Annotated in this window: 13 protein-coding genes; 6 read left to right on the top strand and 7 right to left on the bottom strand. The window is 47.8% G+C overall.

Annotated features, from left to right (window positions below; translation table 11 throughout):
- Positions 1-200 precede the first annotated feature (200 nt).
- Complete coding sequence (locus tag BP95_RS0128870) at positions 201-398, bottom strand: cold shock domain-containing protein (RefSeq protein WP_005546053.1); 198 nt, start codon at positions 396-398, stop codon at positions 201-203.
- A 263-nt stretch (positions 399-661) separates the two neighbouring features.
- Here BP95_RS0128870 and BP95_RS0128865 point away from each other — a divergent pair, with 263 nt between their 5' ends.
- The 3 genes from BP95_RS0128865 to pepF all read left to right on the top strand — a co-directional run bounded on the left by BP95_RS0128865 (position 662) and on the right by pepF (position 3,156).
- Positions 662-895, top strand: coding sequence for a hypothetical protein (locus tag BP95_RS0128865; RefSeq protein ID WP_021253250.1), 234 nt, complete (start codon positions 662-664; stop codon positions 893-895).
- A gap of 13 nt (positions 896-908) precedes the next feature.
- Positions 909-1,088 carry a hypothetical protein gene (locus BP95_RS0128860; RefSeq protein ID WP_021260126.1) on the top strand — a complete coding sequence of 60 codons (180 nt, stop codon included), beginning with the start codon at positions 909-911 and terminating at the stop codon, positions 1,086-1,088.
- 274 nt (positions 1,089-1,362) lie between these two features.
- Positions 1,363-3,156 (top strand): oligoendopeptidase F, encoded by a 1,794-nt coding sequence (gene pepF / locus BP95_RS0128855; protein WP_028533854.1) that lies wholly within the window; start codon positions 1,363-1,365, stop codon positions 3,154-3,156.
- Between the two features lie 156 nt (positions 3,157-3,312).
- Here the strand turns inward: pepF and BP95_RS0128850 are convergent, their stop codons facing one another.
- Complete coding sequence (locus tag BP95_RS0128850) at positions 3,313-4,920, bottom strand: FAD-dependent oxidoreductase (protein ID WP_028533853.1); 1,608 nt, start codon at positions 4,918-4,920, stop codon at positions 3,313-3,315.
- A gap of 185 nt (positions 4,921-5,105) precedes the next feature.
- On the opposite strand from BP95_RS0128850, the gene BP95_RS0128845 reads away from it, so the two are divergent.
- From BP95_RS0128845 to BP95_RS0128835, 3 genes are all read left to right on the top strand, one after another.
- A complete protein-coding gene (locus BP95_RS0128845; RefSeq protein WP_021253253.1) occupies positions 5,106-5,495 on the top strand; it encodes a LapA family protein in 390 nt (129 codons plus the stop codon).
- A 224-nt stretch (positions 5,496-5,719) separates the two neighbouring features.
- Positions 5,720-6,805, top strand: coding sequence for a M42 family metallopeptidase (locus tag BP95_RS0128840; RefSeq protein WP_021253254.1), 1,086 nt, complete (start codon positions 5,720-5,722; stop codon positions 6,803-6,805).
- 120 nt (positions 6,806-6,925) lie between these two features.
- Positions 6,926-7,933, top strand: a complete 1,008-nt coding sequence (locus BP95_RS0128835; RefSeq protein WP_021253255.1) for an oxidoreductase — start codon at positions 6,926-6,928, stop codon at positions 7,931-7,933.
- 115 nt (positions 7,934-8,048) lie between these two features.
- On the opposite strand, the gene BP95_RS0128830 is transcribed toward BP95_RS0128835, so the two are convergent.
- From BP95_RS0128830 to BP95_RS0128810, 5 genes are all read right to left on the bottom strand, one after another.
- The gene (locus tag BP95_RS0128830; protein ID WP_139170670.1) at positions 8,049-8,333 is read right to left on the bottom strand and encodes an STM3941 family protein; all 285 of its coding nucleotides are present in this window, start codon (positions 8,331-8,333) and stop codon (positions 8,049-8,051) included.
- A complete protein-coding gene (locus tag BP95_RS34705; RefSeq protein WP_368087126.1) occupies positions 8,272-8,475 on the bottom strand; it encodes a hypothetical protein in 204 nt (67 codons plus the stop codon). The genes BP95_RS0128830 and BP95_RS34705 overlap by 62 nt, the downstream gene beginning before the upstream one ends.
- A 207-nt stretch (positions 8,476-8,682) precedes the next feature.
- A complete protein-coding gene (locus tag BP95_RS0128820; RefSeq protein WP_028533851.1) occupies positions 8,683-10,608 on the bottom strand; it encodes an ABC-F family ATP-binding cassette domain-containing protein in 1,926 nt (641 codons plus the stop codon).
- A gap of 230 nt (positions 10,609-10,838) precedes the next feature.
- A complete protein-coding gene (locus BP95_RS0128815; protein WP_028533850.1) occupies positions 10,839-11,417 on the bottom strand; it encodes a TetR/AcrR family transcriptional regulator in 579 nt (192 codons plus the stop codon).
- Between the two features lie 115 nt (positions 11,418-11,532).
- Positions 11,533-12,402, bottom strand: coding sequence for a DUF92 domain-containing protein (locus tag BP95_RS0128810; RefSeq protein WP_028533849.1), 870 nt, complete (start codon positions 12,400-12,402; stop codon positions 11,533-11,535).
- Positions 12,403-12,426: the final 24 nt, after the last annotated feature.

The following is a 12,426-nucleotide window of genomic DNA, read 5'->3' as shown; positions in this document are numbered from 1 at the left end:
AAATCCATGACTCTCGGATCGAGCAAATATCTTTATGAACAAGTCCGATGAACAAATAGGGTACTGGCTAACAAAATAATGGGTTCAGGCTACTGCGATCAGATGAGAACATAAAAAAGCAGCCATGCTCAACATGAACATGGCTGCTTGGCGTTGCTAGTGCACTATTTATAAATGACAGCCCTTAACGGGACAATTCATTATAATTTAATGACATTAGCTGCTTGCGCACCGCGATTGCCTTCAGTAATATCGAACTCTACTTCTTGGCCTTCGTCAAGTGTTTTGAAACCGTCGCCTTGGATTGCGGAGAAATGAACGAATACGTCTTCGCCGTTTTCCACTTGGATAAATCCGTAGCCTTTTTCTGCGTTAAACCATTTTACAGTACCTTTCAAAGTCAAAACCTCCTCACTTCTTCGCCCTGACAGGCGAATAGTAATATTATACTTAAGCAAAAAGTCAAACGCAACTTTTCCCACAAAAAAAGATTTCTAAAAAAATTGCAAATAATGTGATCAATATTGCGGTTTTCCAGTGAAATCAGATTTGATTTCATTTAATGGCTAAGGTATCATGATCGGTAAGACGAACTGCTTGGCAATACCGCTTACAACTTAGAGTGACAGTGCCCTGCACCAAGAAACGAGGGAACCAAATTATGATGAAGAAACATGTTATTTATAAAAAGGATAACTGGAATATGCTTACGGTTGAAGTACAAGGCCGTTATATCGTATTGCGTGAAATATCCGAACAATGGGGAGAAGAATGCCACAACTTCTTGAGCCGTCCGGCCTTGATGCATTGGGCTGAACAACGCTTTCCTAAAGAAGATTACGTAGGCAAGGAAGAAGAATGGAACGAGATCATGGACAAATTCAAGCAAGTATAAAGGCAGGATGCTTATGAATTCATCAACGAACCTTATTTTTATTTTGCTTGCATTTTCACTTGGTGTGATCCTAGTCTGGAAGAGAGACACGCTGCCGGAGAAGCTGCGCAGGCCGTTGGCGATTACTGCATTATGCTTGATTACATTCGCCTTCTTCCTAATTGTCTATTCTTTCTTTGCGCTCGGCAGTTAGCTTCTTCAACGAACAAGCACAGCCGTCCGCAACAAATAGTTTGGCGTTCTCTGGTCATACTACCCTACAGATTAATCGGTGAGTGCACACAGCACCATTGCCGCACGGCAACGCTACCGGAGGGGGATATATGGCCACGACACGCCAATTGGTTATTGGGCTGGTCACCTCTGCCATCATGGTGACCAGCCTACTGTCTGCTTCAACAGCCGCTAGTTATAAGCAAGCGACAGCGAAGCCATTATCGCAATATCAATATATGAGGAGGGTACATATGGAACAAGTATGGAAACGTTCAGAAGTCCCACAGGATGTCCGCTGGAAATTGGAGGACTTATTCGGATCACAAGCAGAATGGGACAAAGAATTCTCGCTGGTTAACCAGCTGTTGGATAAAATGAAGCAATATCAAGGCAAGTTGAGTGATGCGGAAGCACTGAAGAATTGCTTTGAGCTGGAAGACGATATTTCCCTACATACAGAGCGCCTGTACGTATATGCGAGCATGCGCCATCATGAAGACACAGCGGAACCTGGATATCAGGCATTGTCCGAGAAGGCCAAGCAATTAAGCGTAACAGTTGGGGAGGCTCTCTCTTTCATTACGCCTGAAGTTCTGTCCTTGTCTGATGAGCAATTGAATGCCTTCATTCAAGAACCGAAGCTGGCTGCTTACCGCTTCACGTTGACTGAAATGCAGCGCCAAAAGGCACATATTCTGTCCAAGCAAGAAGAAGCGCTGCTCGCGCAAGTTGGAAGCATGTCCAAGGCGCCTGAGACCATTTACAGCATGCTGAACAATGCCGACATGAAGTTCCCAACGATTAAGGACGAGAACGGCAAGGATGTAGAGCTGACACATGGCCGCTACATTCAATTCCTTGAAAGCCGCAGCAGCGAAGTTCGCAAGGCTGCTTTTGAAGGCGTATACGGTACATATCGCAAGCTTCGCAATACAGTTGCTTCTACACTCAATGCGAACGTACAGAAGAACCTGTTCTATTCTCGCGCACGCAAATACCCTTCCACATTGGAAATGTATCTGTACGGCGACAACATTCCGAAGGAAGTATATACGAATCTGATTGACACGATCCACAAGCACTTGCCGCTTATGCACCGCTACATGAAGCTTCGCAAGCAGCTTCTGGGTGTGAAGGAACTACATATGTACGACCTATTCGCTCCGGTTGTCGATGAGTTCGACATGAATATTACATTCGAAGAAGCGAAGGCAACTGTTAAGGAAAGCTTGAAGCCGCTTGGTGAATCGTATCTGAATGTGCTTCAAGATGGTTTCGACAACGGATGGATTGACGTTTATGAAAATGAAGGCAAGCGTACTGGCGCATACAGCTGGGGCGCATACGGCACGCACCCTTACGTGCTGTTGAACCATAAAGACAATTTGAACAGCATGTTCACATTGACACATGAAATGGGTCACGCACTACATTCGTACCATTCGGACAACAACCTGCCATATCGTGACGCACAGTACACCATCTTCTTGGCAGAGGTTGCTTCCACGTTAAATGAAGCGCTGCTCATGGATTATATGCTGAAGAAGACAACGGATAAGAAAGAAAAGATGTATCTGCTTGCGTACTACATCGATCAATTCCGTACAACTGTATTCCGTCAGACGATGTTCGCTGAATTCGAGATGATTATCCATGATCACGCTGAGAAAGGTGAAGCACTGACACCGCAGCTCCTCTGTGACGTATACTATGACTTGAATAAGAAGTACTACGGAGATGACATGGTCATCGACAAAGATATCGAGATGGAATGGGCACGTATTCCTCACTTCTATACAAGCTTCTACGTGTTCAAATACGCGACAGGCTTCTCGGCTGCACAAAGCTTCGCGAAGCAAATTCTCGAAGAAGGTCAACCGGCAGTCGATCGTTACACAGGCTTCTTGAAGAGCGGCGGCAGCGACTTCTCGATCAACATTCTGAAGAAGGCCGGCGTCGATATGTCCACTCCGAAGCCAATCGAAGAAGGCATGAGCTTGCTTGAATCCCTTATCAAAGAGATGGAACAGCTCGCTGCAAAATAAATGTAAAAGAGACGCTAGACAGCCTAACTAACTGCTGTCTGGGCGTCTCTTTTTTTGTCAGCTATCCTGTCACATTCACTCTTGTATCAAATTGAGTAAACCTAGGGACACGATGCGTGCTAATAGGTAAGAAGCGAAGAAGTTGATATAGCTGCGCTATACGATTTCGGTTCCATCGAACGGCCAGCTTCGCTGTACGCCTGCCCCATCCAGCTCCGCTTGATAAGCGCTGAGATGGTGCTTATCCTCATAGACCTTGCGCGGAATGACCCCTTGCTCAATCGAATAAGCGATCAAGTGACCGACGGATTCTCCAATATTCCATTCGGTTGGATGCAAGCGATAGCACCCGTTAGTGAGCTGAGTCGTACCGATATTTTTGCAAGCAGGCAGAACATTCGTGACCCGCTTCGGAATGAGAGATCCAAGCGGAATTTCATAAGGCAAGGTCGGAATATAGCAGCTTCGTCCAGTCTTGGTTGTTGTATGCAAATCCATAGAATAATGCCCTACTCCTACACTATCCTCATATCGTCGAATACCTAGTCCCTGCCCCTTGCGAAGCTCCTTGCTCACATCATGTTCCGTTATCGTATATAAGGCATGAATTCTTCTCGATTCACGAATGTAAGCCGACTTAGCAAGGCCATCATCAGTGCCGACAGATGGACGATACAAGCGGAATTCGGGGTACCCTACTCTACCATCTTCACGTGGCGCTTCTGTCTGAAGCCAATATAACAGAGACAAGCTTAACTGCTTAGCCTCCTCAACAACCGCATCCCGCTCTTCATAACTCATCTCAACAGGAGATGCAATGGAATAATCATTTTGCGGCCAATTAATTAAGGACAGATCTCCCTCATAATGTCCGTCCCGAAACTGCGATGCGTCCACAGTACGGCGATACGTCCACAGAGGCAGCGGGTCTATACCGTCGGGCAAGCAAATGAACTTGCGCAATTCATGAGTCGCATTCGGCTTTGTATCCCACCAACTTAACAAAGGATAAGGCGATCCTTCATGGTGAAAGCTTCTCCACCAATCATAACTTGCGGGCTTGGCAATCGGCTCATTGCGTTCAGCGGCGTTGGCATCCAGCTTCTCCAGCGACATCACTACTGTAAACGCTTGCAAATCAGCTGGGTCTGCTTCTGTTAGCGCATGAGGCTCCCCTGTCATCTGCTGTGATTCAGCACCAACGATATATTCAACACCTGCGAGCGGCAGCACGTCACCACATTCTGTTGCATCTACGTAATATTGTCCAGTGAGTACTGTCTTCTCTCCTGTAATTCGATTGAGCACGGTGGTGTCTTGTACGGCATCGCCTTGCGTGTGCGCTTCAAGCGGAACCGTATGATACAAAATGTGCAGACGCCCTTCCTCAACGTGAGGGCAAAGCCACGCTTGCAGCAGATCATGCGCAACATTCGGCTCGTGACACAGCCGGCTTACCCATCCATTCCCCGGATTGAAAGTATTGTCGTATGCATCTCGATCCTGCAGCAGCTCCGGCTTCACAAGTGCAGCATAATAACTCCGAATCTGATTGCGGAATGCTCGATAAGCAGCCGTACATCCTGTTTGTTCAATCCATGGGTGTTCATCTGGTGGAACTGCTTGACTGGTAAGCTGGCCGCCAATCCAGTCCGTCTCTTCTGTCATGATCACTTCTAGACCCCGATTCGCCAGTGTCCAAGCTGCCAGCGTTCCCCCAAGCCCTCCACCAATAATGACAACGTCTGCCTTCCTCGTATTCATGAATGCCCCTCCATTCACTTCCAGATCATTCCTCCCCATGATCATATCATGACATGTCTGTATTATGAATCCTTATTCCATAATGAAAATATTTGATTGGAGCAACCATTCAACTTGTGGCGAATGAAGTCGAACATTATACTGAGAATAGATACATAAACATAATGGTAAGGAGGCTACCTGCAATGCGTATTCAATGGTCCCTGCTAGCAGGACTTATATTTGCGCTCATTACGGCGATATTCGCAGTCATTAACGTGAATCCAGTACAAGTGAATCTCTTGTTCGGCACGTTCGATGTACCGCTTATTCTTCTCATTTTGGGCTGCACCCTGCTTGGAGCTGTAATTGTCGGTTCATACAGCATCTACCTGCAGTTCCGCTCCCAGAAGAAGATTAAGCAATTGGAGCATCAGCTTGCTCAATATACAGGCGACGCTGACACTAGCTTGTTCGAGAATCTTGAATCGACAAACAACCTGGAAGAATTGCATCCTCATGGCGACAGCATGACAAATGAGGATTTAACGGGACTCACATCAAGCACAGCCAATTCGAGCAAGATTGATCACTAGCACCAGTACTTGCATTGGTACTTGCATTAGTACTTGCATTAGTACTTGCATTAGTACTTGCATTAGTACTTGCATTAGTACTTGTATTAGTACTTGCATTAGTACTTACATTAGTACTAGTCTCAGAACTAGTATTTGCATTAACATTAACACTGATTAACACTGGTATTTAGCGTTTAGCGATTAAATCGTACCCATTTATCATATCAAGGAGGAATACAGTCATGACTGCACCCGATCATTCAACTATTTCATCACAACCCTTCCAAGCGATAATTGACGAAAAATACGTAACTTCCTTCCTGCTCGAATTGCTTAATACACCGAGTCCAACAGGCTATACCCACCATATTATGGCCCGCATTGGCCGTGAAGCGGAACAACTCGGATACGCATTCGAGCAGACTCAAAAAGGCTGTGGCGTCATTAAGGTAGCAGGAGAGAAGCACGATTCGAACAAAGTCATCGGATTGTCTGCCCATGTCGACACGCTGGGTGCTATGGTACGATCCATCCATGCTGATGGCACACTTCGCTTAACTTCCCTAGGCGGATATATGTCTAGTTCCATGGAGAATGAATATTGCCACATACATACTCGTGACGGTCGTACATACACAGGTACAATTATGACGAACCACCCTTCTGTGCATGTATACAGCGACGCACGCGAATACGCACGTGAAGAGAAGAACATGATTGTGCGCATCGATGAGCTTGTACATACCAAGAAAGATACCGAGGAACTTGGCATTCGCACAGGTGATTACGTTTCATTTGACGCACGTCCTGTACACTTGCCAAATGGATTTATTAAGTCGCGCCATCTGGATGACAAAGCTAGTGTAGCTGCCTTATTCGGATTGCTGGAGAGCATGAAGCGCCACGCATGGCAGCCAAAGCACGATATTGTCATTTTCATTACGAATTACGAAGAAATCGGACATGGCGCATCCTACATTCCCCAGGAAATAACGGAGATGCTTGCTGTTGATATGGGAGCTATGGGCGATGATCTGTCTTGCAAGGAGACGGACGTGTCCATCTGTGCGAAAGATTCATCCGGGCCTTACGACTATATGATGACGGGCACTCTTATTGCTCTGGCAGAACGAGAGGGAATCGAGCATGCAGTTGATATTTACCCTCACTATGGTTCCGATGCTTCAGCTGCGCTTCGCGGTGGCAACAACATCCGTGCTGCCTTAATTGGGCCAGGCGTTCATGCCTCACATGCGATGGAACGCACTCATCAGCGGGCAGTAATCAATACAGCACGCTTGATTGCTGCATACATCACAGAGGAATAAGAACCTGATCCCTTATAATTAATGCTGTCTAAATGCCAACTCTGAAGCGAGTGATATCAGCCTGTCTTCTACCTAATTACATATAAGCAGCATGGAATGAAAGGGAGGTTCGAAGGTAAGATGAAACAGCAATTTGCAGCGTTATGGATTAACCAGCAAACGGATGGGACGCTGGATGTAAGTGTTCAAAAATGTACCCCCGAGCAATTGTCAGCGGGAACCGTAACGATTCGTACCGCGTATTCTGGATTGAACTACAAAGACGCGCTTGCCTGCTCACCAACAGGAAATATCGTAAAATCATACCCCTTCATCCCCGGAATTGATGTATCTGGGGTCATCATTGAATCAGAGGATGAACGATATTCGGCAGGACAGCGTGTACTGGTAACGGGATATGGGCTAGGCGTAACCCATACGGGCGGTCTCAGTGAGATTGTGCGCGTACCAGGCGATTGGATCGTTCCACTCCCCGATTCGCTCAGCCTAAGGGAAGCAATGATATTCGGCACAGCGGGTCTCACTGCTGCTCTCGCTGTCGAACGGATAGAACGCCATGGTATTACAACTGATAAAGGCCCTATCCTTGTTACTGGTGCAACAGGCGGAGTCGGCTCCATCGCAGTCTCTATGCTGGCACAGCTCGGATATGAGGTTGCCGCTTCTACAGGTAAAGCCCAGTATGAAGAGTTACTTCGTTCTCTTGGTGCCAAGCAGATTGTTGCACGTGAGGAACTTCTTCCAGAGCGGCCTCGGGCTCTCGATAAGCAGCGCTGGGCAGGAGCGATCGACGTCTGTGGCGGCGCGATTCTTGCCTCTGTCCTAGCGTCCCTCCATTACGGCGGGGCTGTGGCCGCAACAGGAATGACGGCTGGTGGAACTTTGCCGGCTTCTGTCTTCCCATTTATTCTGAGAGGGACCGCCTTATATGGCATCGATTCTGTATTCGTACCGAGTACAGATCGTGTCCGCCTCTGGTCACGAATCGCGGCGGAGTGGAAGTCATTCACCCATACCCCGAACTGGATTCATGAATTGCAGCTGACTGATGTCCCTGGTTATCTCAACCAGTTGCTCCAGGGCCAATCATCTGGGAGAGCCATCGTCAAGATTGGCGAAGATGAATAACAGTATGAATTGCGATTGATCGGCAGAATTGTTGAACGGTTTGCCGTACGAAAAAAAGAGCAGGAACCTCACATGGGGACTACCCACTGAGGTTACCTGCTCTTCTCTTATTCGCCTAAGTTTGTTGCGACTTGGCACGATCCCAGCGTACGAGCATCTCTTGAGCCATTTGCTCCAGCGAGCCTCGAATGCCAACCTTTGGGATGTTGATCTGCGTATCAACGAATGCTCGGTTCGCTGACATGAGCGAACGTTTCCAGCCTGGACACCGAGCAAGGAATTCTTCCGGATTGGCCATCTTCACTCCCAGGAAGGATTGGCCCATCATATCGTACACTTTAATTTCTTCTACCTCTGAACCACAATACTCTCCCTGCTGCCCCAAGCGAGGCTTGATCATAGAAGGCATCCGCTGTCAGGATGACAGCTGGCTTAGGGACTAACATGCGGTATGCGCAATATACACCGCACATACCGAAAAATACGACACTTACTCCCCCTAGAAGCACGACTCCACCTTGATCTTGCATGAGCATGACCATTCCAATCGCAATAAACACTATGGAACATAGGAACATGGCGACTAACTTGCGCTTGCTAGGATATATCACTATATCATGTGGTGCTGGTTCATACTTCCCCCTCATACGAACGCTTCCCTCACTCCGCTGATATTCCATCGTAGTTGTTTCGATCGCTATAATCATCGATGAACTAAGGTATATTCACATTCACTCGAACCAGCAGCATTATTTCGACTTCTCAGCCTCGATTTGCTCCGCTAGCTCGCTTAAATAAGTCCATCTCTCCATCAAATGCTCCAAGAGCTTCTGAGCCTCCGCATCTTCCTTCATCAGCTCCTGCAAGCGTACTGAATCATTGAACGCTTGTTCCATATCTTGCTGGATACGTTCAATATTGCTTTCCGCTTCCATGATTCGTTCCTCAATCTGTTCATACTCCCGCTCTTCCTTGTATGACATCTTGAGCTTAGGCTTGCGCTCTGATCGGCCCGCAGGATCTGCAGCAATTGCTGTCTTCACTGTTGGCGTGCCGCCTTCTGTATTCGCCGCCTGTGCATGCTTAGCTCTCCATTCCATATATTCGGAGTAATTGCCAACATGCTGGGAGACACGACCGTTCTCAAACGACCAAATACGTTCTGCCACTCGATCTAAGAAGTAACGATCATGAGATACCGTAATAACAACGCCAGGGAAGTCATCCAAATACTGTTCAAGCACAGCAAGTGTCTGTACATCCAAGTCATTCGTAGGCTCGTCAAGGAGCAGCACATTCGGCGCTTCCATCAAGATACGAAGCAGTTGAAGGCGTCGCTTCTCACCACCGGACAGCTTGCCAATCAATGTCCATTGCATCGTAGGGCTGAACATGAACCGTTCGAGCATTTGTGCAGCCGTTACGGTATACCCCTCGGCGGTTTGCACGGTCTCTGCTCCCTCACGTATATATTCGATGACACGAAGGGATTCATCCATCTCTTCATGTTCTTGTGTGAAGAATCCAATCCGAACCGTAGGACCGAGCACAATTGTCCCTTGCTGCGGTTCGCGCTTGCCTGCAATGACACGAAGCAATGTCGACTTGCCGCTTCCATTTGGCCCTATGATACCAATGCGATCCCCTGGAACTGCGATGTAGCTGAGATCCTTGAACAGCTCCCGTCCATCAATCGAACACCCCAGAGACTCAATCTCCATGATCTTCTTCCCTAGCCGTGCAGACATCGCAGATATCTCCACTTGACCGTTCTTCGCTGCTGGGTTATCGGCCTGTAATTCCTCGAAGCGCTGAATACGCGCCTTCTGCTTCGTCGACCGAGCCTGTGCCCCGCGCCGAATCCATGCCAACTCATTACGGAGCAAATTCTGACGCTTATCCTCCGAGGCTGCTTCACGCGCCTCACGATCTGCCTTCAACTCTAGGAAACGCGTATAGTTCGCTTCATAGAAATACGCGCGTCCTTGATCTAATTCAATCATGCGATTCGCGACGCGATCGAGGAAATAGCGATCATGCGTAATCATAATCAATGCACCGCTTCGCTTCTGAAGCAATGCTTCCAACCACGCTACGGTCTCATTATCAATATGGTTCGTAGGTTCGTCCAGCAGCAGAAGATCCGAAGGATGAATAAGTGCTGACGCAAGCGCCACACGCTTACGCTGGCCACCTGAGAGATCGCCCATTCGGGCATCGAAGCGCTGAATCCCCAGACGGGACAGGATCGTCTTCGCATCGCTCTCAAGCTGCCAAGCCTGGAGGCGATCCATGTCATCACTCGCGCGTACCAAGCGATGCTGTACTTGCTCATCATTCGGTTGGGAAGATGCTGCTTCCAAGCACGCGGTATACGTCCGGATTGCGACCATTTCTGGGGCATCCCCACCCATTACCTGATCCAATACAGTTGCATTAGGATCAAATTCCGGCTCCTGCGGCACAAATTGAACCCGAACGCGGCTGCCAACCATGATCTTGCCTTCCTCAACGGGCTCTAATCCCATAATCGTACGAAGGAATGTAGATTTCCCCGTCCCATTCACCCCAACAATTCCGAATCGATCCCCTTCTTCGATTCCGAATGATACGTCTTTAAATAAGGTTTTGTCCCCATAACTTTTACCTAGCTGTTCAATCGTCATTACATGCATGAATTCCGTTCCTCCAATCAAGCATCAGCCATCTATAACGAAGGTGAAGCTGCAAGCGAACTAAGCTTACTTCATCCCCTTATAACCTTTTATCCTAACCCGTAGACACATCCAGATTGCAAATAGCTGTCAACAGAATAGAGTGCAGATTTATCCGCCTATCTCCTCTCCCATCATCGAAAGAGGAGAACCTACGGTTCCCCCCTTGCACGCGATCAGGTATGAAGCTGCTAGAGCGGTATGCCCTGCTTACAGCCATTCACAAACAACTCAGATGCGAACTGAATCCGCTGCCGCAAATCCTGGTTAGAGAAGGTCGGATTAAATAATATATCCATCTTGAGCATATCGAGCATACCGATAAATGATTTGGCATGAAGGAGAGGATCTGGCAAATTGAAATCCTCCATCGAGCTTGCGATTCGCTGTACATAACTCTTCATGAAGTTGCACAGCGCCTCCATCATTTCCGGATCCTTATTTGGCGCCTTGAAGAACAGCTTCGTATACTCCCTGCGATTATAATAATATTCCAAATGATGCTCGGCAACGAAACCTAGACTTCCCTCCAAGGAGTCCCGCTCAAGAAGCCCCTGATCCAACTCTTGCAGAAATTGCTCAAAGCCTTGCATCATCATTACGGTAAACAGCTGCTCTTTGCTCTCGAAATATAAATATAGCGTTCCTTTGGCAATACCTGCCTTGTCAGCTATATCCGACATTTTCGTTTCATAAAAACCATTCGAACCGAAGAGTTCATAAGCCGCGTCCATAATCAACTGCAGCTTGTCACCCTGTCCATAACTCACTCGGTTCACCTCCTTGTACGCTGCTGCCATGGTTACTTACATTCTGCTTCGACTATAACATGAGACAGGAATGTTGTCGATTTCAATTGCATGACAATTGATCAACTCTTTTCGCCTATAACAGCAGAATGACAACAATAGACATCAGCCCGCCGGCACAAGAAGCAAGCAAGTTCACGTTATCATTATTTAACCAGGATAGGCCGCGGATGTGCTTGGTTGCTGCACCGCAGTGCATAAGCCGCTCAGTCGACGCCCCGCAAGCGTTGCATTGATATCCTGCTTGGATAGTTGCCCCCAGCAGGGAATCGACTAATGCGCCTGCAGTACCGCCAATTGATGCTGCGACTATGATAATCAGGAAATAGGTCCAATTCAATCCTTCAACAGGCTCTTGGCCTATGATTGCATGCTGCAGGATCATCAAGCACATTGCCGCCATTCCAATCGTGAACGCGCCTGCAACCGACGCCAGGGTTCCGAGGAGTGATATCGCCCCTGATGTACCCGCTTCGACTTGCTTGCCACTTAACAGTGAGCGTGGTAATCGACGGCTCAGGCTGCCAATCTCGGTTGCCCATGTATCTGCATTCACGCTCGCCATTACCCCAATAAACAGCCACAGCCAATAGGGACTCGGCCAAATGAAATTGACAATGCATAGCAGCATCCCAATTCCACCATTTGCGAATACTTGTCCAGCATCACGCTCGCCTGTCTTCTCATAAATCTGATCCAGATGGGCCTTCTTCCGTTTCTTCCATTTCGACCAGAAGGTCGAAGATATGAAGAAAGTAAGCAGCAAGCCAAACCAGACAAGATCACCGCAGCTATAATAAATCGTACCCATGATCACAGCTGCAGCAGCCCCGGATCGTGTTAATGCACGCTTCCACAGGGCTGCTCCTGCTACAGCAGCGCTGCCGATAAATCCGATCAACCACGGATTGATGCTAAGCCCAAGTTCAATCCAACGATGGAGCATTGTAGCCCTCCTTACGTTCTACCA

Origin of the sequence: Paenibacillus sp. UNC217MF, from assembly GCF_000686865.1 — a bacterium.
GTDB lineage: Bacteria > Bacillota > Bacilli > Paenibacillales > Paenibacillaceae > Paenibacillus_B > Paenibacillus_B suaedae.
This window is presented reverse-complemented; position numbering and strand designations above follow the sequence as displayed.

Excerpts from the sequence above, each read along its gene's own strand:
- BP95_RS0128865 (WP_021253250.1), top strand. The coding sequence starts at position 662 with ATGATGAAGAAACATGTTATTTATAAAAAGGATAACTGGAATATGCTT.
- BP95_RS0128860 (WP_021260126.1), top strand. The coding sequence starts at position 909 with ATGAATTCATCAACGAACCTTATTTTTATTTTGCTTGCATTTTCACTT.
- pepF (WP_028533854.1), top strand. The coding sequence starts at position 1,363 with ATGGAACAAGTATGGAAACGTTCAGAAGTCCCACAGGATGTCCGCTGG.
- BP95_RS0128850 (WP_028533853.1), bottom strand. The coding sequence starts at position 4,920 with ATGAATACGAGGAAGGCAGACGTTGTCATTATTGGTGGAGGGCTTGGG.
- BP95_RS0128845 (WP_021253253.1), top strand. The coding sequence starts at position 5,106 with ATGCGTATTCAATGGTCCCTGCTAGCAGGACTTATATTTGCGCTCATT.
- BP95_RS0128840 (WP_021253254.1), top strand. The coding sequence starts at position 5,720 with ATGACTGCACCCGATCATTCAACTATTTCATCACAACCCTTCCAAGCG.
- BP95_RS0128835 (WP_021253255.1), top strand. The coding sequence starts at position 6,926 with ATGAAACAGCAATTTGCAGCGTTATGGATTAACCAGCAAACGGATGGG.
- BP95_RS0128830 (WP_139170670.1), bottom strand. The coding sequence starts at position 8,333 with ATGATCAAGCCTCGCTTGGGGCAGCAGGGAGAGTATTGTGGTTCAGAG.
- BP95_RS34705 (WP_368087126.1), bottom strand. The coding sequence starts at position 8,475 with ATGGTCATGCTCATGCAAGATCAAGGTGGAGTCGTGCTTCTAGGGGGA.
- BP95_RS0128820 (WP_028533851.1), bottom strand. The coding sequence starts at position 10,608 with ATGCATGTAATGACGATTGAACAGCTAGGTAAAAGTTATGGGGACAAA.
- BP95_RS0128810 (WP_028533849.1), bottom strand. The coding sequence starts at position 12,402 with ATGCTCCATCGTTGGATTGAACTTGGGCTTAGCATCAATCCGTGGTTG.